The sequence below is a fragment of the Azospirillum cavernae genome (genome assembly GCF_003590795.1).
Classification (GTDB): Bacteria; Pseudomonadota; Alphaproteobacteria; order Azospirillales; family Azospirillaceae; genus Azospirillum; species Azospirillum cavernae.
On record NZ_QYUL01000002.1, the window covers coordinates 1508691 to 1531310 of the forward strand.

A 22620-nucleotide genomic window follows, 5' to 3' on the forward strand; every position below is an offset into this window, starting at 1 on the left:
CTATAACGACGCCCAGCGCTTGGGGTCAACAAACGATTAGGAATTTTCCTAACTGTTCGCGGCGCTCAGGCCGGGCGGCGGCTCACTTCCAGATCGGCGCGCCGCTGCCGGGCAGGCCGTAGAGATCCCATTTGCGGCTGACTTGGTCGATGGTCTGTTGATCCATGCGGATCTTCTGGCCCCACTCGCGCTTGGTTTCGGGTGGCCATTTGTTGGTGGCGTCCAGCCCGACCTTGCCGCCCAGGCCCGATTCGGGGCTGGCGAAGTCGAGATAGTCGATGGGGGTTCCCTCGATCACCGTGATGTCGCGGGCCGGATCCATGCGGGTGGACATCGCCCACATCACGTCTTTCCAACTCCGCGCGTCGATGTCGTCGTCCACCACGATGACCCATTTGGTGTACATGAACTGACGCAGGAAGGACCAGACGCCCATCATCACCCGCTTGGCGTGGCCTGGATAAGCCTTCTTCATGCTGACCACGGCGATGCGGTAGGAGCAGCCTTCCGGCGGCAGCCAGAAATCGACGATTTCCGGGAATTGCTGGATCAGCAGCGGGATGAACACCTCGTTCAGCGCCTCCCCCAGGACGGAGGGTTCATCGGGCGGGCGGCCGGTGAAGGTCGAGAGATAGATCGGGTTGCGGCGCATCGTCATCGCGGTGACGGTGAAGACCGGGAAGGGTTCGACCGAGTTGTAATAGCCGGTGTGGTCGCCATACGGCCCCTCGTCGGCGTGCTCGTCCAGGCTGACATGACCCTCCAGCACGATTTCGGCCTGGGCGGGAACCTTCAGCGGGATGGTCTTGCAATCGACCAGCTCCACCTTTTTGCCGCGCAGCAGCCCGGCGAATTGGTATTCCGACAGGGTGTCGGGCACGGGGGTGACGGCGGCGAGGATGGTTCCCGGATCGGCCCCCAGCACGACGGCGCAGGGCAGGGGATCGCGCTTGCCGCTGGCTTGCCAGCGGTGGTGATGCTGGGCGCCGCCGCGATGCTTCAGCCAGCGCATGATCGTCTTGTTCTTCCCCAACACCTGCATGCGGTAGATGCCGAGGTTGAAGTCATCCTCGCGCTTGCCGGTCGGTCCCTTCGTCACCACCAGAGGCCAGGTGATGAGCGGGGCCGGTTCGCCCGGCCAGCAGCTTTGCACCGGCAGGCGGCCCAGATCGACCTGATCGCCGGTCAACACCACCTCTTGGCAGGGGGCGGAGCCGACGGTCTTCGGCTTCATCGACATCACGGTCTTGGCCAGCGGAATCAGCTCCAGCGCCTCGCGGAAGCCGCCGGGCGGTTCGGGCTGTTTCAGGAAGGCCAGAGTCTCGCCCACGGCGCGAAGCTGGTGCGGCTCCCGGTCCATGCCCCAGGCGACTCGCTCCACCGTGCCGAACAGATTGACCAGCACCGGCATTTCCGACCGCGTGCCATCGGCCTTGACGACATTCTCGAACAGCACCGCCGGGCCGCCTTCGGCCAGCAGGCGGGTTTGGATCTCGGTCATTTCCAGGACGGTGGACACCGGCTCTTTCACCACCACCAGCCGCCCGGCCTTTTCCAGCCGGTCGATGAAGTCGCGCAACGAGGTGTAGGGCATGGGATGGCTCTTCCGATGGTCTGGCGGTGGTCTTGCGGTGACGGTCGTAAGGTTCAGCGCGGGGGCGGGGTCGTCAAGAGGGGGATGGAGCGTTGAGGGGAGGGATTTTTTTGACACAAATGGACACAGATAAACACAGATGGACAATGATAGGTGGTTGGTGGATTTTCCCCGTTTTGTGCGTCCGTCAGTGTATTTTAATTTCACTCTTGATATGATTGCAGAATATATTTTGATTTTTTGATTCAGTAACAATCAAAAATCTCATGAACATCTAAATTAAATCTTATTTTATCTTCATCTGTGTTTATCGGTGTCCATCTGTGTCAAAAATCTCCCCCACGCAACCGCAGTTCACTCCGCCAACAACCGCCAAATCACCGTTTCACGGGTTTCGCGGTCTTCCAGTTCCAGGGAGGTCGGCACCGTGTAGGTGGCGACCTTTTCCAGCCCGCTGGTCGGGACATAGGCGCGGCCCGGATCGCCCAGCAGGACCAGGGTTCCGGTCGCGGCGATTCGGCGCAGCCACGCCGTCACCTTCTCGGCCATTGGTTTTTCGTAACAAACGTCGCCCGCCAGCACGATGTCGATGCCGGGCAGATCGCGCCCGATCAGATCGACGCTGACCGGCTTGACCTCCACCCCGTTGGCTTCGGCGTTCAGGCGGATGGCGGCCAGGGCGAATCGGTCGATCTCGCAGGCCTGGACCCGCGCGGCCCCCGCCTTCATCGCGGCGATGCCGACGATTCCGGTGCCTGCGGCGAAATCGAGCACCGATTTTCCCGCCACAAGATCGGGTCGGTCCAACAACAACCGGGCCACCGCCTGCCCCCCCGGCCAAGCGAAGGCCCAGTAAGGCGGCGGCAGGTTCTTTTCCGCCAAGGTCTCTTCGGTGGCCATCCACAGGGGAGTGACCTCGGTCGCAAGATGAAGCGTGATTTCCGGCAGCAACGGAGCGGTCGTCAGCGTCGTGTTGTCGCGGACGAAATCGGGCGGCGAGAGGTTGTTCATTCAAGGAGTCTCAATGGCTTCCGCTGGTGTCGGGAAAACCGCCGGTCATGCGCCGTCTATACAGCGGATCAAACGGTGTAGACAGGGCCGGGAACCCTGTGTTACCCGTTTGTAAGGGGAAAAACAAAGGGATTGGGGACGTCATGCGGCCGAGGGGAACTGCCATAAGCCTGTCGTTCGCGGCTTTGATCGCGCTCAGCCCTATGGCCGTGACGCCAGCCGCCGCGCAGGATTGCGTGCGCACCGTGCGCGCCATCTCCGACTTCACCATTCGCGGCGACGCCTGGACGTGGTGGAACCACGCCGCTGGCGTCTATGACCGCGAAAGCCATCCCGCCATCGGCTCCGTCCTGGTGTTCAAACGCACCGGCCACATGCGCCGGGGCCACGTCTCGCTGGTCAGCGCGGTGATCGACCGCCGCACCATCGAGGTGGATCACAGCTGGATCGGCGGCGACGGCCTGCGGCGCGGCATGCGCGTCGTCGACGTCTCCCGCAACAACGACTGGTCCGCCGTTCGCGTCTGGCACGAGCCGACCGAACAGATGGGCATGCGCGTTTACGCCTCCTACGGCTTCATCATGCCGGAAGGGGAGGAGGAACCCGCGAGGAACCGGACGCTCGACGCGGGCGACCGTGGCATGGACACCGATTTCTCCGTTTCGCCCTCGGGCCGCGCCAAGGCGCGTTCGTCGGGTCCCCGCATTGTCGAGGCCTCGCTCAAGGCTCCCAAGCAGGCTGGCCCGTCGCTGAAGGTCCGCACGGTGGTGGCCCATGTGGTGACGATGCCGGGCCGCAAGCCGCAGGCTCTGGTCGCCAGCGTGGCCGCTCCGGTCAAGCGCGAGCGTCTGGACGTCGCCACCGCCGTGACGCCCAACCGCAAGCCCACCCTGCCGAGCACCGTCAAGAACATGGTCGCCTCGGTGGACGGTCTGCGCACCCTGGTTCCCAACCGCAAGCCGGGTTCCACCACCAACGCGGTGGCCGAGTTGATGGACGACGATCAACACTGATCGCGAATAACGGCAGCGAAGAAACAAGCGGGGCTTTTGCCCCGCTTTTCTTTTGGCGAATCGCGGGTGGGCCGGTCTACAGCTTCCCAGCCAGAATGGCGGCCAGCACGATCCAGCCGAACCAGCGGTTTGATTTAAATGTGTCCAGACAGTCGTTTTGATCGTCGGGCCGCCACGTCGCCACCTGCCACGCCAGATGCAGGCCAGCCAGCGACAGCACCGGCAGATACAGCCCGCCCAGACCATCCAACATCCCGGCCAGCCCCAGCCCGGCGTAGGTCAGGCTGTAAAAGCCGTAAATCCAGATTTTGCTGTGGTCGCCCAACCGCAGGGCGGTGGATTTCACGCCGATGCGGGCGTCGTCCTCCTTGTCCTGGTGGGCGTAGATGGTGTCGTAGCCCAGGGTCCAGGCGACGCCGGTCACATACAGCACGATGGCGGGCCAGCCGAGATCGCCGCGCACGGCGGCCCAGCCCATCAGCGCCCCCCAATTGAAGGTCAGCCCCAGAAAGGCCTGCGGCCACCAGGTGATGCGTTTCATCAACGGGTAGGTGAAGACCAGCGCCAGCGACAGCACGCCCAAGCCGATGGCGGCGGGCTGGAATTGCAGCAGGATCGCCAAGCCGACCAGCAGTTGGGCGATGAGAAAGGCCAGGGCTTGGCGCACCGACACTTGGCCCGAGGGAATCGGGCGGGCGCGGGTGCGCTCCACCATTGCGTCGAACTTGCGGTCCAGGATGTCGTTGACCGTGCAGCCCGCCCCGCGCATGACGACGGCGCCGACCGCGAACAGCGCCATCATCCACAGATCGGGCCAGCGCGGCGCGGCCAGCGCCAGACTCCACCAGCAGGGGAACAGCAGCAGCCACGTTCCAATCGGGCGGTCAAGCCGGGCCAGCGTCGCGTAAGGCCGCCACGCGGCGGGCAGCCAGCGACCGATCCAGCCGTCCCGGCGAATGTCGGTGTAACCGGCGGAATCGGGCGAAGGGGCGCTGGTCATGGCGGCGGCACGGAGCAAGTTGGAAGCGGGTGGCCGCACCCTATCGGGCGTGCGCCGCCGCGTCCAGCCGGACGGAAAAGGGCGGGGGCCGCACGCAAGAAAGGCTTGCCAGCGGCGGCGTCGCCTGGATACTGACGACACCCGTTCCTGGCTTTGGGTTGCTCTTCGGCATGACCAACGACGCTTCACCTGACCGGCTTGCGGTCGTGATCGACGACGAGGCCATCATTCTCACCGGCATGGAAATCATGCTGGACAGTTGGGGCTACCGCGTCATCGCCGCCGAAACGGCGGAATCGGCGTTGGCCGCCTTGCGGGCGCAGTCCCCGATTCCGATTCCCAGCGTCATCATCTCCGACTACCGGCTGCACGGCGTGTCGGGGGTGGAGGCGGTGCGGGCGCTGCGGGCGCTGTGCGGCGCGCCGGTTCCCGCCATCATTCTGACCGGCGACACCGGGGCCGAACTGCTTGCCGCCGCCCAAGTCCATGGCTTGACCGTGGTGCACAAGCCGGTGGCCCCGGCGGAGTTGCGCGTCCACATCGACCGTCTGGCGGCGAAAGGCTGACGCATCCGCCTTCGGGCGGGTATAGTCGCCTCCGTTTCGCGGAGAGGGACGCCATGACCGACCAGCCCCAGGGCGCAGTGAAAACCCGTCTGTATGTTGAAAGCCCGTTGGCCGAGGGCCAATCGGTCGGACTGGACCATGAGCGCGCGCATTTTCTGCGCCATGTTCTGCGGCTGGACCGGGGCGACGCGGTGGCGGTGTTCAACGGGCGCGACGGCGAATGGCGCGCGGTGATCGACGGCTTTGGCAAGGGCTGGTGCTCGCTGACCGTCGCCCAGCAACGACGGGTCCAGAGCGCCGCGCCCGATCTGTGGCTGCTGTTCGCCCCCTTGAAAAAGGGCCGCATCGACTTTGTGGCGGAAAAGGCGACCGAGATGGGCGTCTCGCGTCTGTGGCCGGTTTTCACCCGCCGCACCGACCCCAACCGGGTCAACAGCGACCGTCTGCGCGCCAACGCCATCGAGGCCGCCGAACAATGCGAACGGCTGAGCGTGCCGGAACTGGTCGAGCCGTTGCCGCTGGCCCGCGCGCTGGCCGATTGGCCCGCCGACCGCCGCCTGTTCCTGTGCGCCGAGGCGGGAAACGCCCGGCCCATCGCCGAAGCCATGCGCGAAACGGGACCGTGCCCGGCGGCGCTGCTGATCGGGCCGGAAGGGGGGTTCGACCAGTCCGAACTTGACGAACTGGGGAAACTCCCCTTTGTTGTTCCGGTTGGTTTGGGGCCGCGCATCCTGCGGGCCGACACGGCGGTTGTGGCGGCGCTGGCCTGTTGGCAATCCCTGTCCGGGGATTGGACAGCCGACGGCGGCGACACGCGGCCGCCCTTCCGCTCGCCGACCGAACCGACGGTCTGACCTCACAGCCACTTATCTGCGGGAGCTTCCATGTCCGCACCCCCGACAACGCGCGGTGAACCGATCACCGACCGCCGCCAACTGGTCGCCTACCTGGAATCGGGCTGCAAGCCGGCCGAAGCGTGGCGCATCGGGACCGAGCACGAGAAATTCGCCTACCGCGTCGCAGACCGCCGCCCGCTGCCCTATGACGGGCCGGACGGCATTCGCGAATTGCTGACGCGGCTGACCCGCTTTGGCTGGCAGCCGGTGGAGGAAAAGGGCAACATCATCGCGCTCGTCGACGGCATGGCGAACATCACGCTGGAGCCGGGCGGGCAGGTCGAACTGTCGGGCGCGCCGCTGCTTGACCTGCATGAGAACGCCGCCGAACTGGCCCAGCATCTGGCCCAGGTTGGCGAGGTCGGGGCCGAGTTGGGCATCGCCATGATGGGGTTGGGCTTCCAGCCGAAATGGACGCGCGACGACATCCCCTGGATGCCGAAGGGCCGTTACAAGGTCATGCGGAACTACATGCCCAAGGTCGGCTCGCTCGGCCTCGACATGATGACGCGGACCTGCACGGTTCAGGTCAATCTGGACTTCGCGTCCGAAGCCGACATGGTGAAGAAGTTCCGCGTGTCGCTGGCGCTTCAGCCCATCGCCACCGCGCTGTTCGCCAACTCGCCCTTCACCGAAGGCCAGCCGAACGGTTTCCAGAGCTACCGCAGCCACATCTGGACCGACACCGACCCCGACCGCACCGGCGACATCCCCTTCGTTTTCGAGGATGGCTTCGGGTTCGAGCGTTACGTCGATTACCTGCTGAAGACGCCGATGTATTTCGTCTACCGCGACGGGACCTACATCGACGCGGCGGGCCAATCCTTCGTTGATTTCCTGGACGGCAAGCTGCCCGCCCTGCCGGGCGAAAGGCCGCTGCTGACCGATTGGGCCGACCACACGACCACGGCCTTCCCGGAAGTGCGGCTGAAGAAATATCTGGAAATGCGCGGGGCCGACGCCGGAAGCCTGCCCAACCTGTGCGCGCTGTCCGCCCTGTGGGTCGGGCTGCTGTACGACGATCAGGCGCTCGACGCGGCGTGGGATCTCGTGAAGGACTGGACGACGCCGGAACGCGCCGCCCTGCGCGCCGAGGTTCCACGCAGCGGTTTGCGCACCCCCTTCCGCGACCGCACGGTGCGCGAGGTGGCGCTGGCGACCTTGGCCATCGCCCGCGACGGTTTGGTCCGCCGCGCCCGCAACAACGACGCGGGCCAGGACGAAAGCCTCTATCTCGACACGCTGGACGCCATCGCCCAGAACAACCACAGCCCGGCGGACGAACTGCTCGCCCGCTTCAACAGCGCCTGGGGCGGCAGCGTCGATCCGGTGTTCAAAGACTGCGCCTATTGAGCGTGGCGGAGCGAGTGTCATGGATGAACAGAATCGCGCTCCTCTGTTCATCCATGACGAAGGGCATGACGCGCGGTTGTCGCGTCACCGATCTTTGCGGTAAACGTCCCGCAGGAAGACCGGCAGGTCGTTCGACGGCGGCATGACAGGAACTTGGTACATCATGTCGCCGACGAAGCCGCGATGATAGGTGGCGTGGTTGACGACGTGGAGGATGATTTCTTCGCGGGTCATGGCCCCGTCGCCGCCCCCGACAAAGGTGAAGCGGACCAAGCCCGTCACATCGGCGTCGGCCCAGGAATCAACAAGGTCGATGTACCAGCGGTCCATCGCCTGCACATCCCGCCACAGCGCCTCAAGGGGCGGGGTCTGATCGGTGTTGCGGGCGGTGTAGCCGTGCTTGCGCCCTTCGAGGTGGTGTTTGAAAATATCATCGACGACGTAAACATGGTTGAGCGTGTGAACCATGTTGCCGAAGCGGGTTGGGCGTTGGCGGAGAGCCTCGCCTTCGGGCAGCGCCATCACACTGGTGAAGGTCAAGTCGTTCGCCCATGCCTTGTAGCGCAGCATCATGCGGAGCGTTTCGCGGGCTGACGCTTGGGGCGGCGTTTGGGTGTTCGCCTCAAAATCGGCGTTGGTGGGACGCATGAGAGAGTCTTCCTCGCATTGTCATGTTCGACCGCGTTGTCTGGATGTCGCGGCTTGTTGGTTTGTTCGTCACCCCAGATCATCATCCTCGTCGCCATGGCCGTCCAGGTCCAGCGCGACGGCGTGGCGGATCACCGGGTGGCGGGCTTTCCAGTCGTCAAAATCGGAGACCAGGGCCGGGCGGATGCCCAGCGCCAGAATGGGGCAGCCGCCGCCGCGCCCAGCGTCCAGGCGGTAGAGCAGCTTTTTCATCCAGGTGGTGCTGGCGCCGTATTTGTTTTGGAAATTCTTCATCTCGACCCGCCGCGCCACCTCGGTGAACAGCGGGGCCAGTTCGGCGCTGCGGGTCAGCAGGACGCCCGCGCTGACGATGCCGCATTCGTAGAAGGTGCGCGCCGCGTAGAGGTCGCGGTCAAAGGTCTGGTCCTTGCTGTTCCATTCCAGATCGAAGGCGACGCGGCCCTTCACGAAGTCGATCTTATGGCCGTCGATGAAGCCCTTCACCTTGTAAATCTCGTCGTGCTGGCGCTGTTCCGTCACCGTCTGGCCCCGGTTCTTTCCGGCGATCCGACGCTTTTCCTCATGGGTGACGATCATCTTGGTGATGAAGAGATCGCCGCGAATCCGCGTTTCGTTCCAGCCCAGCGGGTTCAGCATCAGGTCCATGGATTTGGCGATCTGGGACTTGTTGCCGCCCGCCGCCACAATGTCCTCGGTGCGGATGCGGAACGCCATCAGTTGGGCGGTGATTTCCTGAAACTCCGCCGTGCAGGCGTGGGCGAGGATGCGCGCGGCGTTGCGGTAGCTGTGCACCTCGTACAGATCCAGGAAGCCGGGCGGAAACAGGTCGCCCAGGTCGGAATCCTTGGCCTCGATGATCGGGGCGGTGTCGTGGATGCAGCTCAGCAGATTCATGGCGGCGCGTCGGGTGGCGGGAGGAACGGGCGGGCGTCACCATGGCGGTTGCGGAACCGCAAATCCACCCTTTCCGTGGGTTGCCCGTCGCCGTGGCGAAGCGTGGCTGGGCGTGGGAACGACTGGCGGGGGCCGACTGGCACGGGGTTGTTTGCTTGTGCTATCGTCGCCGCGCGCGATGGTGGCGGGGGCATGGATGAGCGACGAATTTCTGTTCGCCGACGAGGAACCGGCGGTCGAGGCCGGAACCGCCGTTCTTGAGCCGCCCGAGCCGGTTGAGCCATGGGTCATCCTGATCGTCGATGACGATCCGGCGATCCACGCCACAACCAAGATGGTGCTGCGCGGCTTCACCTTTGAAGGGCGTCCGGCGCTGTTCCTGTCGGCGGGTACGGCGGGGGAGGCGCGCACCGTGCTGCGCGAGAATCCGGCCATCGCCGTGGTTCTGCTCGACGTCGTCATGGAATCCGACGACGCCGGTTTGCGGCTGGTCCGCTTCATCCGCAGCGAGATGAACAACCGCCGCGTCCGCATCATCCTGCGCACCGGCCAGCCGGGGCAAGCGCCCGAACGTGACGTCATCCTCAGCTACGACATCAACGACTACAAATCCAAGACGGAGTTGACGGCGCAAAAGCTGTTCACCTCCGTGGTCGCCGCCCTGCGCGGCTATCAGGACATCACCGCCATCGAGGACCACCGCGAGGGGCTGGAGCGGATTCTCGACGCCTCTTCCTCCCTGCTCGACAAGCGGACGATGGCGGCCTTCGTGGACGACGCGGTGGCGCAGATCGTCAGCGTCTGCCCACCCGGCGACGGGGTGGCGCTGGTCAGCCGTCTGACCGACGGGGAGGGCGGCGGCGAGCCGCTGTTGCTGGGCGGGGCCGGGCTGTACGCCGGGGCGGTGGGGCGGGTCTTGAGCGCCGGGCTGCCCGCCGACGCGGCGGCGCTGGTGGTCGAGGCTCTGGCCGACGGGCGCAATCGCTACGACCGCGCGCGCAGCGTGCTGGTCTTCCGTTCCGGTTCGCGCCGTCACGAGACGGCCTTTTACCTCAGCCATCGGCGGGCGATGTCGGCGGACGAGCGGCGCTTGTTGGAGGTCTTCTGCTCCAAGGTCGCCGTTGGCTTCGACAACGTCCATCTGTACGAGGAATTGACCGAGCTGAACCGCAGCCTAGAGCAGCAGGTGGACGACCGCACCCGCGCCCTGGTCGCGGCGACGCAGGCGGCGGAGACGGCGCGGGCGGAGGCTGAGGCGGCCAATCAGGCCAAATCCCTGTTCCTCGCCACGATGAGCCACGAGATCCGCACGCCGATGAACGGCGTCCAGGGCATGCTGGAGTTGCTGGAGCACACCAGCCTGACCACGGACCAGCGCGAGCTGGTGGACGTCGTGCGGGATTCGGCGGGCGCGTTGCTGACCATCATCAACGACATCCTGGATTTCTCCAAGATCGAGGCCGGGCGGCTGGATCTGGAACGGGTGCCGGTGTCGCTGGCGGCGGTGGTCGAGGGGGTGGCCGACACGCTGGCGCCGGGCGCGCGGGACAAGGGCCTGTCGCTGATGACCTTCGTCGATCCCGATCTGCCGCCGCTGGTGCTGGGCGATCCGGTGCGCATCCGGCAGGTGCTGTTCAACATCACCGGCAACGCGGTGAAATTCACCCACAGCGGTTCGGTCACGGTGAAGGCGGAACTGGCCCATTTCGACGGCGACCGCGTGACCATCCGGGTCGCCGTGACCGACACCGGCATCGGCATTTCCCCGGACAACCAAACCCGTCTGTTCCATCCCTTCGTCCAGGCGGAAGCGTCGATGACCCGGCGGTTCGGCGGCACCGGCCTTGGTCTGTCGATCTGTCGGCGGTTGGCCGAACTGATGGGCGGAGAAATCGGCGTCACCAGCGCGCCCAACGCCGGTTCGACCTTCTGGTTCACCTTTTCCGCCGATCTGCCGGTTGACGAGGCGTTGGCCGAACCTGTGGCCCCGTTGGTCGGCGTGACTGTGCTGCTGCTGGTTCCAAACGACGCGGAGCGCGGCTTCCTCGCCCGTTACCTGAACAGCGACGGGGCGCTGGTGGTGGACGCGCCCGACGCGGAGACCGCCTTGCGGATCCTGCTGCCGACCGCCGCCTGTGATGCGCTGGTGGTCGAGGCCGGGGTGGACACCCGCCCCTTGAACGACGATCCGCGCGGTCGGGTGCGCGGGCGGGTGACGCTGTGCGGGCCGGGGGATCTGGCGCCGTCGGGAAGCGCGCCGCTCAACCGCCCGGTGCGGCGGTCCCATCTGGTCCGCGCCGTGCTGGCGGCGGCGGGTCGCGCCGCGCCGGTGGAAACGCCGGCGTCTTCGACCGCGCCGACCGCCATCGCCGCCGTCCGCCCGCCGACCATCCAAGAGGCGCGGGCGCAAGGACGCCTGATTCTGGTGGCGGAGGATCACCCGACCAACCGCCGGGTCATCCAACGTCAATTGGCGCTGCTCGGCCACGCCATGGAGCTGGCGGAGGATGGGGCGCAGGCGTTGGCGATGTGGCGCGCCGGGCGTTACGGCCTGCTGCTGACCGATTGCCAAATGCCGGAGATGGACGGTTTCGAGCTGACCCGCGCCATCCGCGCCGAAGAGGCGGCGGCGGGGGATGGCCGCCGTCTGCCGATCGCCGCCGTCACCGCCAACGCGCTGGAAGACGAGGTGCAGAAATGCATGGCCGTCGGCATGGACGACAGCCTGTCGAAGCCGGTCGATCTCAACCAATTGCGCCGTGTGCTGAACCGCTTCCTGCCGCCCTTGCCGGAGACTGCGGCGGGCGGCGAGGACGCCGGGCGGGAGGAGGAGGCCGCGCCGCCGACTTCGGAGGACGCTCCGCTTGACGTTCCGCCGGACGTTCCTCCGTTGGACATCGACGCGCTCACCGTGATGTTCGACGGCGACCATGAGTTCGTCTTCCAACTGCTGGGCGAGTTCGTGGCGTCGAACGCGGCGTCGTATCTTTGGTTGCGGGAGTCGTTGGGGTCGCAGATTTGGGGCGACGTTCGGCAGGCGGCGCACAAGCTGGCCGGATCGTCGCGCACCGTCGGCGCGCGCGATCTCGCCAGCGTGGCCGACGCGGTGGAGATCGCGGCGCTGGAACTGCGGTTGGACGGCATCGACGCGATGGTGGAGCGCACGGGCCAAGAGCTTGATCGGGTGATCGCCTGGATCAAGGCGGCGGAGCCAGCCTCCGCGCCGCCGCCGTAACCGCGCGCAGCACCGGCGTCCAATCGCCCAGCGCCGGTTGGCGGAACAGCCGGGCGGTTGGATACCAAGGGCTGTCCTCCCGGTCGAGCAGCCAGCGCCAGCAGCCGTCGAAGCGCGACAGCACCCAAACCGGCACCCCCAGCGCGCCCGCAAGATGGGCGACCGCCGTGTCGACGCTGATGACCAGATCCAACCGCTGGACCAGCGCGGCGGTGTCGGCGAAATCACGGGCGGCGGCGATGTCGTCGGCCCAGACGCGCCCGGCGAAGGGCGCTTCGGCGGCCTGCGCGGCGGCGCCCCCCTTTTGCAGGCTGACCAGCCGCAGGGCCGGACAGTCCAGAAGCGGGGCGAATCCGGCGAGCGGAACGCTGCGGCGGGTGTCGGCGTGGCTCCATCGGGCGTCGCTGTTGTGCGGATCCCCGGCCCAAACCAGCCCGATGGTCAGGACGCTGCGGTCCTCGGGCAAGGCGGGTTGGCGGGCGTCGGCGGGAACCCGCAGATAGGGCGCGCGGTTCGGGCACTGGTCGGGCGTTGTCGCGAACAGGCCGGGCGCGTCCATCATCGGACACAGGACGTCGGCGGGCGGATCGTCGCCCAGCGGAACGGCGGCGGCGACGCCAGGGGCGTCGGCGAACAGACGGACCAGCCCCGGCAGGCATTCCACCACCACCCGGCCCCCGGCCTGGGCGATCAACGGGGCGTAGCGCATCATCTGGATGGCGTCGCCATGCCCTTGCTCCCCATAAAACAGCAGGGTCTTGCCGTTCAGCGGCTCGCCCCGCCAGCGCGGCAGTTGGCGCGTGGGCAGGGCGACGCCGCGCGCGAAGCGGACGGCGAAGGACTCCCAACCCGCCCGCCAATCCCCGGTGACAAGCTGGGCGTGGGCGAGGTTGTAGCGCGGATCGACCGCCGTCGGATCAAGCCGAACCGCCCGGCCATAGGGGGCGAGGCTGTCGGCGTGCCGCCCCTGGTCGCCCAAAACCACCCCCAGATGAAACCACGCCGTCGCCTGCGCCGGATCCAGCGTCAGGGCCGCGCGGTAGAGCGGGGCGGCCTCGGCGTAGCGTCCGGCGATCTTGGTGGCGTCGGCCAGCCCCCGCCTCAGGTCGGCGTCGGTCGGCGCGTCGGCGATGGCCCGGCGGATGGCGTCGGCGGCGGCGGGATGGCGGGCGTCGAGCAGGATGGCGGCGGCCAGCCGGGCGACGGCGGCGTCGGCGGGATCAAGCGCGGCGGCGCGGCGCGCTGGCTCGGCGGCGTCGGCCCGCGCGCCGCCGTTGCGGCAGGCCAGCGCCCGGTTGCCCCAGGCCAGCGGGTCGTCGGGCTGGATCATCGCGGCGGCGCGGTAGGCGCGGGCGGCGGGGGCCGGTTGTCCGTGATCGAACAGGGCGTCCCCGGCGTCGCGCAGCCCGGCGGCGGCGGCGGGCCAGTCGCCGCGCACCGCCTTGGTCAGGTTGCTGCGATAGCTGGGCGCGTCGGGGTTCAGGGCGGCGGCCTGCGCGATCAAGCCCACCGACTCCCGCACCGGGCCGCCCTGCTGCGCCTTCAAAATCCCCAGAAGATGCAACGCGTCGGCGTGCAGGGGCGCGTCGCGCAGGATCGCGGCGTAGAGGTCGGCGGCTTCGGCAAGCCGACCGCCCTGGTGCAGTTGGAGGGCGTCGAGAAGGGGATCGGTCATGGCGGGCGAAAGCTTACACGCCGCCCCGCCCAGCGACCAGCCTTCGGGGTGGGGATCCAGGGCAACGAAGTCAGGTTAACAATGATTAAGAAAACGAGATTTGACACGGATAAACACGGATGCCGACTGCGTCGGCCCACGGATGAACACGGATGAAGTGACATTTTTTATCCGTGTTCATCCGTGGATATCCGTGTTCATCCGTGTCTCAAATCCGTCTTCCAGGTTGGTGACGTCACGTTAACCTGACTTCGTTGCCCTGGGTGGCGATCACGCCGAACCGTTCGTCCGCCGACGGCTGTAACGAAGCCGACATCCCGGCGCTTTGTCGCGTTTGCGACAGGAACCCGACACAGCGTTTCTCGTGAAAAAACACAACGATATCAACACTAAATCCACAGATTTACCGCTGGCACGCCGCTTGCTTTCCATCCTGTCAACGCGGGGTTCCGCCGGTGTCGATCCGGGTCCCCGCCCGCGTCAAAGCCCAGCGGTTTTAAGGAGACCGGGATGCACATCGTCGTCTGTATCAAACAGGTGCCCGACAGCGCCCAGATCCGCATCCATCCCGTGACCAACACGATCATGCGGCAGGGCGTCCCCGCCATCATCAACCCGTTCGATCTGTTCTCGCTGGAAGAGGCGCTGCGGTTGAAGGACAAGGTGGGCGCCCGCGTCACCGTGTTGACCATGGGTCCGCCGATGGCCGAAGCCTCGCTGCGCAAGGCCCTGTCGCTGGGCGCCGACGACGCGGTTCTGCTGACCGACCGCAAATTCGCCGGGTCCGACACGCTGGCGACCAGCTACGCGCTGACCTCGGCGATTCAGAAGCTGGCCGAAGAGCAGCCGGTGGACATCGTGTTCTGCGGCAAGCAGACGGTGGACGGCGACACCGCCCAGGTCGGCCCCGGCATCGCCACCCGTCTGGGCTTCGAGCAACTTACCTACATCACCAAGATCGAGGATCTGAACCTCGCCTCGAAGGAGATCGTGGTGCAGCGCCGCTCCGAAGGCGGCGTTCAGGTGCTGAAAACCAAGCTGCCCTGCATGATCACCATGCTGGAAGGCACGAACACCATCCGCTTCGGCAAGATGGACGACATGTTCCGCGCCGCCCGCTACGAGCTGAAGACCTGGAGCCGCGACTTCACCGGCGCCGAAGAGGCGAAGGTCGGTTTGAAAGGCTCGCCGACCGTCGTGTCGAAGGTCTTCGTGCCCAAGCCGCGCGCGGAAAAGGCCGTGATGATCCAGGCCGACGGAACCAGCCCGGACGCGCTGGCCGCCGCCGCCCTCGACGCCATTTTTGCCGCCCAGCCCAAATTGGCTGACGATTTGCTCGCCCGCGCTGCGGCCGGGCTTTGACGATCCACGCGCCGGAGACCCGACGATGAGCGAACCGAGCAAGCCCCAAGGCCGCAAATTCCAACTGCCCGAGCATCTCAAGGTCTACCAGAATGTCTGGGTGATCGTGGAGCAGGAGCGGGGAATCGTCCATTCCGTGTCGCTGGAGCTGCTGGGCGAAGCCCGCAAGCTGGCCGACAAGCTGGGCGTGGAGGTCGGCGCCGTGGTGCTGGGGGCCGAAGGGCCGGACCTGAACCGCATCTGCGGCGACGCCATCAGCTATGGCGCCGACATTGTCTATAAGGTGACGGACCCGGTTCTGGCCGATTACCGCACCGATCCCTATTGCCGGGTGATGACCGACGTGGTCAACACCTTCAAGCCGGAAATCGTCCTGCTGGGCGCGACCACGCTGGGCCGCGATCTGGCCGGGGCCATCGCCACCACGCTGGTGACGGGGCTGACCGCCGATTGCACCGAACTCGACATCTATCTGGACAACCGCTCGCTGGCGGCGACGCGCCCGACCTTTGGCGGGACGCTGCTCTGCACCATCCAAACGCTGGCCTACCGCCCGCAGATGGCGACCGTCCGCCCCCGCGTGATGGCGATGCCGGAACGCGACGACAGCCGCACCGGGCGCGTTCAGGAGGTTTACCCGAACCTTCAGGAGGAGAGCGTCGTCACCAAGGTGCTGAACTTCATCGCCGACCGCGAACAGAACGAGGCGCAACTGGCCTTCGCCGACATCATCGTGTCGGGCGGCAAGGGGCTGGGCAAGGTCGAGAATCTGAAGCTGGTCTTCGATCTGGCCAAGGTTCTGGGCGGCGAGGTCGGCGTGACCCGTCCGCTGGTTCAGGCCGGATGGGCGGGCAACGACCGGCAGGTCGGGCAGACCGGCAAGACGGTGCGCCCGAAACTCTACATCGCCGCCGGAATCTCCGGGGCCATCCAGCATCGCGTCGGCATGGAAAAATCCGACCTGATCCTGGCGATCAACACCGATCCCAACGCGACGATCTTCGACTTCGCCCATCTGGGGCTGGTCGGCGACGCGCTGACGATCCTCCCGGCGCTGACCGACGCGTTCGGTCGCCGCCTGTCGGTCAACCGGATGGCCGGCTGACCCCCGGACGCGAAAGGAGCCTCAGGACATGGTCGAAAAGTTCGACGCCATCGTCATCGGAGCCGGTCCGTCCGGCAACGCCGCCACCTACACGCTGGCCAAGCAGGGCCTCAAGGTTCTTCAGCTTGAGCGCGGCGAGTATCCCGGCGCGAAGAACGTCCAGGGCGGCATCATGTACGCCCACGAGTTGGAAAAGATCATCCCGGATTTCCGCGACGATTGCCCAACCGAGCGCCACATCATCGAACAGCGCATCTGGCTGCTGGGCGACGACAATTACATCGGCACCAATTACCGCTCCGAGTCGTACAACAGCGACACGCCGAACCGCTACACCATCATCCGCGCCAACATCGACAAATGGTGGGGCGAGCGGATCCGCAAGGTCGGCGGCCTGCAAATCTGCGAAACCACGGTGACGGAGCTGATCCGCGACGCCTCGGGCAAGGTGATCGGCGTGCGCACCGACCGCGAGGGCGGGGAGATCCACGCCGACGTCGTCATCATGGCCGACGGCGTCAACGCCCTGCTGGCCAAGCGCAGCGGTTTCCAGGGCGAGGCCGCGCCGGAAAACGTCGCGCTGGCGGTCAAGGAAATCCTGTTCATCGACCCCGAACTGATCCAGCAGCGCTTCGGAATCAAAGAGGATGAAGGCGTCGTCATCGAGATCATGGGCAAGGTGACGAAGGGGATGGTCGGCACCGCCTTCCTCTACACCAACAAGGAATCGCTGACGATCGGCATCGGTTGCCTGATCTCCGACTTCAAGGAGGGCGATTGCACGCCCTACAAGATGCTGGAGGATCTGAAGAACCACCCCGTCATCAAGCCGCTGATCGAAGGGGCGGAGATGAAGGAATACGCCGCCCACATGATCCCGGAGGGCGGGTTCAAGGCGATCCCACAGCTTTACGGCGACGGCTGGATGGTGGTGGGCGACGCGGCGCATTTCAACAACGCGGCGCACCGCGAAGGCTCCAACCTCGCCATGGCCTCGGGCCGGATGGCGGCGGAAACGGTGATCGCGCTGAAAGAGGCGGGCAAGCCCTTCGTCGCCGGAAACCTCGCCGCCTACAAGAAGGCGCTGGATGACAGCTTCATCATCAAGGATCTGAAGAAGTACCGCGAGTTGCCCGGCATCATGCACGCCAACAAGCAGTTCTTCGGCGCCTACCCGGACGAAATCACCCAGGCGGCGCACAACTGGTTCACGGTGGACAGCGTCGACAAGCGCACGAAGGAGGTCAGCATCATGAAATCCTTCGTCAAGCGCCGTTCGGTGTTCGGTCTGGTCGGTGACGCAATCAAGCTGGTGAGGGCGATGCGATGAACATGATGGTCCCGATGGTGAAGGTCGAAGAGAAGCTTTACCAGAACCGCTACATCGTCGACGAAAGCCGACCTCACATCCAGATCAAGGACGCGGACGTCTGCAAGAGCTGCGAGAAGCAGGCCTGCACCTTCTGCTGCCCGGCGGCCTGCTACAGCAAGAACGAGCTTGGCTCGGTCACGCTGGCGACCGACGGTTGCCTGGAATGTGGCACCTGCCGGGTGGTCTGCCAGGACAAGGGCAACATCGCCTGGGATTACCCGCGCGGCGGCTACGGCATCAGCTACAAGTTCGGTTGAGGGTGGAAAAATCCGACGCGCGGCCCCCTCGCTTCGGCGCGGGGGCCGCGCGCGTTTGACAAATCGTTGGCCCATCAATCCGTTACACGCTGTTGCACAAGCGGGCGATGGTGGACATAACCCTGTTACAAACAGGGGCAATCCTGGGGGCGTCGCGTTTGATTCCCGTTCAGGACACACCATCATGGCCATCGCGCTGAAAACCATCACCCGCAACGTCGTGACCCCGGTCACGATCGTCACCTTCGTCGTCTCCACCGTCACCGGAATCATGCTGCTGGGGCATTGGAACGCCGGGCTGGTCCGCTTTTCCCACGAATGGCTCAGCGTCGTCTTTTCGGCGGTCGGTCTGTGGCATCTGGCGAAGAACTGGAACGCCTTTGTCGGCTATCTGAAGCGCAACGCCGCCATCGCCGCCTTCGCCGTCAGCCTGTTGGCGTCGCTGGTCGTCACCGGCATGACCGGCAGCACGAGTCCGGTCAACCCCGGCGCGGTGTTCGGCGCGCTGTCCCGCGCCAGTTTGGAGGCGGCGGCCCCCGCCTTCGGCCTGACCCCCGTTGAGGCGGTCGGCAGGCTGAACGCCGCCAACATCGACGCGGTCGGCGGCGAGACTCTGGCGGCCATCGGCGCGCGCTCCGGCGTCGGCGCGGCGGGCGTCGCGTCGATCCTCGCCACGCGCAAGACCCCGTAAGGCGCATGTCTTTGGTGACAGACGGCCCCCACCCCCCTTGTCGGGCGGGGGAGGGCCACACCATATCTCACAAGACACGCTGTGTGGACCAAGCGGGCGCGGCTTGGACGCGCCCCGGCCAACCAAGGGGAGACCGGCGATGGATCTGCGCGTTTGCTTTGAAAACATGGCCAACGTCAACGTCAACGACGCGGCGATGATGAAGCACTACACCCAAAGCTATCTGGCGGATTTCACCCCGGAATGGGGCGGCTTCATCATGCTGCCGCACGACGAGACCCGCCGGGCGACGATGGAACCGGCGTGGCAGGTGCTGATCCGCAACGCCTCGGCCAAGACCGAACAGGCGCTGCTCAGCTATCTGGACGACAACCCGATGGCCGCCTATCACGTCCACGTCTACCGCAACGACCACGGCGCGGCGCAGAAGATTCATTGAGGCGTGAGCGAACTGGGCGCTCACAGAGATCTCTAAGGCGCCCTTCTCACGCCTTGTCCGTTTGGCGATGCTCTTGGTCTTTGGCCTATCGAGAGGATTCACGCTTCAAATCGATTCCGATTTTGCGCGATCCACTCTGAGCCGGTTTCTCCAGATCGGGCCACACATGGCCCGGCCTGGAGAAACCGGCTTAGGCGTGAGAAGAGAGGCCGGGAAAATCTAACCGAAGAAGATGTCGCTGGCCGACAGGCTGCCGTCGTCGAAGACAGCCAGCAGATGGATGTTGGAGGCGGTGGGGATGCCGGTGAGTCCGGTGCCGTGAACCACGTACAGGCCGCTTTTTGATTCGTCCTGAGCAAGAAGGAGGGCGTCGCCTGTTCCTGAGACGCTGCCGATGGCTTGCTGGATTTTTTCCATGCTTTCGCTGATGAGGCCGTCGACGCGTCCGCTGAACACGATGAGTTCGTCGGTGCTGAGGTTTACGGTTCCGGTCGTGCGGGTAACGGACGAAAGTTGCGAGTCGTTGTTGTGATCCAGGGCGGTGCGCATTGAGCCGGTGAGAATGAGCCTGTCAATTCCGGTTTGGAAGTTTTTGATTTCGTCATACCCTGTCTTCGCGCCACCAGCCGCGCCGTCGTTGAGGCTGGAGTAAACGACTTGGTCGGCGTTTGCCCTCTCAACCAATTTGAGATTGTCTCCACCGCCTTTCCCTTCAAAGCGTGTGGCTGATGTTGCGACATAGCGGTCGGCCATGTCGGTTCCGGTCACGGACGCCAGCCCCCCGGTCGTCGTTCCAGTCGTTGTTATAGTGCTTGTTCCAGATGTCGAATCGGTTTCGTGCCTCTCTACACTTCTGTGCTCCAAATGCCCGTATTCAATATAGTGTTCCGTTGCTTTTTCGATGTCGTCACCGAAAGCTTCGAGCAAATCAGAGTTTGCTGATAGGTATTGTGAGGCGTCAAAACTCACTGTTCTCCCTTCTTTGTATCCATTTTCAATATAGTGTTCCGTTGCTTTCTCAGTGTCTTTGCCAAAGGCGACAATTAAGTCAGGGTTGCTGGCAATATATTTTTTTGGATCAAAATCACTGTGTCTCCCTTCCTTGTATCCATCCTCTATGTAGTGCTCTGTTGCTTTTTTCGTGTTGCTGCCAAATGCGGTCAGAAGATCTGGGTTGCTGGCTAAATATTTTGCGGAATCAAAAGCGGTTTGCCGACCTTCATATTGCCCAAGTGATTCATAGTGTTTTTTTGCGGCATCCACATTGAAGCCAAAATTATTGATAAGGTCAGGATTCGCCGCCAGATATTGCTCTGGATCGAAAGAATTGTTGGACATGCTTTCCTCCCAAGGCCGAAGTCGTCACTCAAACGCGGATGGTTGCGTTGACTTGGATTGTAAGGAGGGGAAGCTGAATGGTTCCTGAACAGAATGATGACTTTAGGGGGTTAGGCAGGTAGTGTTAAATCAGAATCGACTTTATCCGTAAATTTTATCGATAAATCAAAACTTGGAGCGCCGGGATGCTTCGTATTTTAGGCGTGGCGCTCTAAAATCGGAGATTTTTATAAAATTAAATCAAATTCTGATTTACCTCTGGCTTCCGAGTTTTTGGGCGGACATGAAAATAAGGAAATACCCTTTGCGCCGTGCAAGAGACAAGCATTGCGCAGGCTTTTCTTGCGGTGGAACCCGTCTCTCACTCCGCCGCCGCCCGCGCCGCGCGATGGGTGGTGAAGGCGTCGGCGGAAAACACCATCAGCGCCACCCAGATGCAGGCAAACGCGATGGCGTGCGCGCTGGTGAAGTCCTCGCCATAGACCAGCACGCCCAACAGCAATTGCCCGGTCGGGCCGACATATTGCAGCAGGCCGACGGTGGACAGCTTCAGCCGCGCCGCGCCGATCATGAACAGCACCAACGGCACGGCGGTCATCGGTCCGGCCATAAGCAGCAGCAGGCTTGTGCCGACCTCATGGCCAAAGGAACCGCTCCCCCCCATCCACAGCAGATACACCAGCGCGACCGGGGCCAGCAGCAGGGTTTCCACCAGCAGCCCGATCACCGGATCAATCGCCGCCTTCTTGCGGATCAGCGCGTAAAAGCCAAACGAGATCGCCAGCGACAGCGCCACCCATGGAACCACGCCATAGGACAAAACCAAGACGCCAACCCCCAACGTGGCGATGGCGACGGCGACGAGCTGGTTGCGGTTCAACCGCTCGCCCAGAAACAAGACGCCAAGCAGCACGTTGATGAGCGGGTTGATGTAATAGCCCAGACTCGATTGAACGAGTTGGTTGTGGCCAATCGCCCAGATGAAAACGGTCCAGTTGACCGTGACCAGCAAGGTGGTGACGACGAAAATTCCCAAGCGCCGCCAACTGCCGACGCCGCGCACCACCGCCATCGGTCCCCGGATCGCCAGCACGAACACGCCGACCAGCGCGACGGTCCACACCACGCGGTGCGCGACGATCTCCACCGGCCCGATGCCGCCCAGAAGTTTGAAATAGACCGGATTGACCAGTCCCCAAATCAGAAAGGATCCCAGAGCCGCCGCAAACGCCGTGGCCGTGGAGGTCTCGCCCGCCGGGGCGGAGGATGGATGCGCCATACGGTTTGTTTAGCACACAGTTTGGGCCGCCGAGCAGCGGGGCGGCGCACATGACGCGCCTGCGTCGCGGGCATGACGCGTGGAACGGAGAGGCGACCAGCAACAAAAAGCCCCGCCGAAGCGGGGCTTTTCAAAACGGATGTGGAACGACCAATCAGGCGTTGACGCCCGTGGCGACGCCCTTTTCCGTCAGCAGGCTCTGCAACTCGCCGCTTTCGTACATTTCGCGGACGATGTCGCAGCCGCCGACCAACTCGCCCTTCACATAGAGCTGGGGGAAGGTCGGCCAGTTGGAGAATTCCTTCAGACCCTGGCGCAGGCCCGGCTCTTCCAGGATGTTGACGCCCTTGAAGGGAACGCCCACATGGCTCAGCACCTGGACGACGGCGGCGGAGAAGCCGCATTGCGGGAACACCGGGGTGCCCTTCATGTAGAGAACCACGTCGCTGCTGCCGAGGTCCTGCTTGATGCGTTCGACGACGTTCTGATCGACCATGTCTGAAAACCCTTTCCCGATGATGCCCGGCCCCGGTCTTTGAGTGTGCCGAAGGCGCGGGCGTCTGTCTCGTGGTTGTTTTACGCGTTGTCCGGCACGGCGGTGGTCAGAGCCAGCGCGTGCAACTCGCCGCCCATCCGGCCTTGCAGCGCGGCGTAGACCATCTGGTGCTGCTGCACCCGGCTTTTGCCCTTGAAGGCCGCCGAGGTGACAAGGGCGGCATAATGGTCGCCATCGCCGCGCAGATCGGCGATTTCAACCGCCGCGTCGGGGATGCCGTCCTTGATGAGCTTTTCGATCGTGGCGGCTTCCATCGCCATGGGAAATCCTCGCTCTGTTCAGGGTTCGCCCCGCCCGGGCTTACGCATGGACAGT

Annotated in this window: 21 protein-coding genes; 11 read left to right on the top strand and 10 right to left on the bottom strand. The window is 64.7% G+C overall.

All coding sequences use genetic code 11. From position 1 onward, the window contains the following. Window positions 1-82: 82 nt before the first annotated feature. Window positions 83-1594, bottom strand: a complete 1512-nt coding sequence (locus D3877_RS18635; protein WP_119832164.1) for a UbiD family decarboxylase — start codon at window positions 1592-1594, stop codon at window positions 83-85. A 354-nt stretch (window positions 1595-1948) separates the two neighbouring features. Further along, window positions 1949-2605: a class I SAM-dependent methyltransferase gene (locus D3877_RS18640; protein WP_119832165.1), complete on the bottom strand. Its 657-nt coding sequence runs from the start codon at window positions 2603-2605 to the stop codon at window positions 1949-1951. 203 nt (window positions 2606-2808) lie between these two features. Here D3877_RS18640 and D3877_RS18645 point away from each other — a divergent pair, with 203 nt between their 5' ends. Beyond that, window positions 2809-3618 (top strand): CHAP domain-containing protein, encoded by an 810-nt coding sequence (locus D3877_RS18645; protein ID WP_238474957.1) that lies wholly within the window; start codon window positions 2809-2811, stop codon window positions 3616-3618. A 76-nt stretch (window positions 3619-3694) separates the two neighbouring features. Here the strand turns inward: D3877_RS18645 and ubiA are convergent, their stop codons facing one another. After that, complete coding sequence (gene ubiA / locus D3877_RS18650) at window positions 3695-4618, bottom strand: 4-hydroxybenzoate octaprenyltransferase (RefSeq protein ID WP_119832167.1); 924 nt, start codon at window positions 4616-4618, stop codon at window positions 3695-3697. 29 nt (window positions 4619-4647) lie between these two features. Between ubiA and D3877_RS18655 the strand changes: the two genes are divergently transcribed. From D3877_RS18655 to D3877_RS18665, 3 genes are read left to right on the top strand one after another with little or no spacing between them, the layout of a single operon-like run. Beyond that, entirely contained in the window at window positions 4648-5184 is a 537-nt protein-coding gene (locus D3877_RS18655) for a response regulator (protein WP_238474958.1), read from the top strand. A 53-nt stretch (window positions 5185-5237) separates the two neighbouring features. Further along, a complete protein-coding gene (locus D3877_RS18660; protein WP_119832169.1) occupies window positions 5238-6038 on the top strand; it encodes a 16S rRNA (uracil(1498)-N(3))-methyltransferase in 801 nt (266 codons plus the stop codon). 30 nt (window positions 6039-6068) lie between these two features. Beyond that, entirely contained in the window at window positions 6069-7433 is a 1365-nt protein-coding gene (locus tag D3877_RS18665; protein ID WP_119832170.1) for a glutamate--cysteine ligase, read from the top strand. An 84-nt stretch (window positions 7434-7517) separates the two neighbouring features. On the opposite strand, the gene D3877_RS18670 is transcribed toward D3877_RS18665, so the two are convergent. Together D3877_RS18670 and D3877_RS18675 are read right to left on the bottom strand one after the other, a co-directional pair. Further along, complete coding sequence (locus D3877_RS18670) at window positions 7518-8081, bottom strand: DinB family protein (protein WP_119832171.1); 564 nt, start codon at window positions 8079-8081, stop codon at window positions 7518-7520. A 69-nt stretch (window positions 8082-8150) separates the two neighbouring features. Beyond that, on the bottom strand, window positions 8151-8996 hold the full coding sequence (locus D3877_RS18675) for a BglII/BstYI family type II restriction endonuclease (RefSeq protein ID WP_119832172.1): 846 nt from the start codon (window positions 8994-8996) through the stop codon (window positions 8151-8153). A 196-nt stretch (window positions 8997-9192) separates the two neighbouring features. On the opposite strand from D3877_RS18675, the gene D3877_RS18680 reads away from it, so the two are divergent. Further along, complete coding sequence (locus D3877_RS18680) at window positions 9193-12231, top strand: hybrid sensor histidine kinase/response regulator (RefSeq protein ID WP_119832173.1); 3039 nt, start codon at window positions 9193-9195, stop codon at window positions 12229-12231. Here D3877_RS18680 and D3877_RS18685 read toward each other — a convergent pair. Further along, a complete protein-coding gene (locus tag D3877_RS18685; RefSeq protein ID WP_119832174.1) occupies window positions 12194-13906 on the bottom strand; it encodes a tetratricopeptide repeat protein in 1713 nt (570 codons plus the stop codon). The genes D3877_RS18680 and D3877_RS18685 overlap by 38 nt on opposite strands. 510 nt (window positions 13907-14416) lie before the next feature. Here D3877_RS18685 and D3877_RS18690 point away from each other — a divergent pair. The 6 genes from D3877_RS18690 to D3877_RS18715 all read left to right on the top strand — a co-directional run bounded on the left by D3877_RS18690 (window position 14417) and on the right by D3877_RS18715 (window position 19132). Beyond that, window positions 14417-15268 (top strand): electron transfer flavoprotein subunit beta/FixA family protein, encoded by an 852-nt coding sequence (locus D3877_RS18690; protein ID WP_119832175.1) that lies wholly within the window; start codon window positions 14417-14419, stop codon window positions 15266-15268. A gap of 25 nt (window positions 15269-15293) precedes the next feature. After that, window positions 15294-16373 carry an electron transfer flavoprotein subunit alpha/FixB family protein gene (locus D3877_RS18695; protein WP_119832176.1) on the top strand — a complete coding sequence of 360 codons (1080 nt, stop codon included), beginning with the start codon at window positions 15294-15296 and terminating at the stop codon, window positions 16371-16373. Between the two features lie 28 nt (window positions 16374-16401). Next, complete coding sequence (locus D3877_RS18700) at window positions 16402-17703, top strand: FAD-dependent monooxygenase (protein WP_119832177.1); 1302 nt, start codon at window positions 16402-16404, stop codon at window positions 17701-17703. Beyond that, window positions 17700-18002 (top strand): ferredoxin family protein, encoded by a 303-nt coding sequence (locus D3877_RS18705; RefSeq protein ID WP_420796906.1) that lies wholly within the window; start codon window positions 17700-17702, stop codon window positions 18000-18002. Before D3877_RS18700 ends, D3877_RS18705 begins: the two co-directional genes overlap by 4 nt. A gap of 184 nt (window positions 18003-18186) precedes the next feature. Beyond that, window positions 18187-18693, top strand: a complete 507-nt coding sequence (locus D3877_RS18710) for a DUF4405 domain-containing protein (RefSeq protein ID WP_119832178.1) — start codon at window positions 18187-18189, stop codon at window positions 18691-18693. A 139-nt stretch (window positions 18694-18832) separates the two neighbouring features. Continuing rightward, on the top strand, window positions 18833-19132 hold the full coding sequence (locus tag D3877_RS18715) for a hypothetical protein (RefSeq protein WP_119832179.1): 300 nt from the start codon (window positions 18833-18835) through the stop codon (window positions 19130-19132). A gap of 219 nt (window positions 19133-19351) precedes the next feature. On the opposite strand, the gene D3877_RS29510 is transcribed toward D3877_RS18715, so the two are convergent. The 4 genes from D3877_RS29510 to D3877_RS18735 form a co-directional block, all read right to left on the bottom strand. Next, the gene (locus tag D3877_RS29510; RefSeq protein WP_147395228.1) at window positions 19352-20470 is read right to left on the bottom strand and encodes a hypothetical protein; all 1119 of its coding nucleotides are present in this window, start codon (window positions 20468-20470) and stop codon (window positions 19352-19354) included. Between the two features lie 361 nt (window positions 20471-20831). Continuing rightward, window positions 20832-21749, bottom strand: a complete 918-nt coding sequence (gene rarD, locus D3877_RS18725; RefSeq protein ID WP_119832181.1) for an EamA family transporter RarD — start codon at window positions 21747-21749, stop codon at window positions 20832-20834. Between the two features lie 154 nt (window positions 21750-21903). Continuing rightward, window positions 21904-22245: a Grx4 family monothiol glutaredoxin gene (gene grxD / locus D3877_RS18730; RefSeq protein ID WP_119832182.1), complete on the bottom strand. Its 342-nt coding sequence runs from the start codon at window positions 22243-22245 to the stop codon at window positions 21904-21906. Between the two features lie 80 nt (window positions 22246-22325). After that, complete coding sequence (locus tag D3877_RS18735) at window positions 22326-22565, bottom strand: BolA family protein (RefSeq protein ID WP_119832183.1); 240 nt, start codon at window positions 22563-22565, stop codon at window positions 22326-22328. Window positions 22566-22620: the final 55 nt, after the last annotated feature.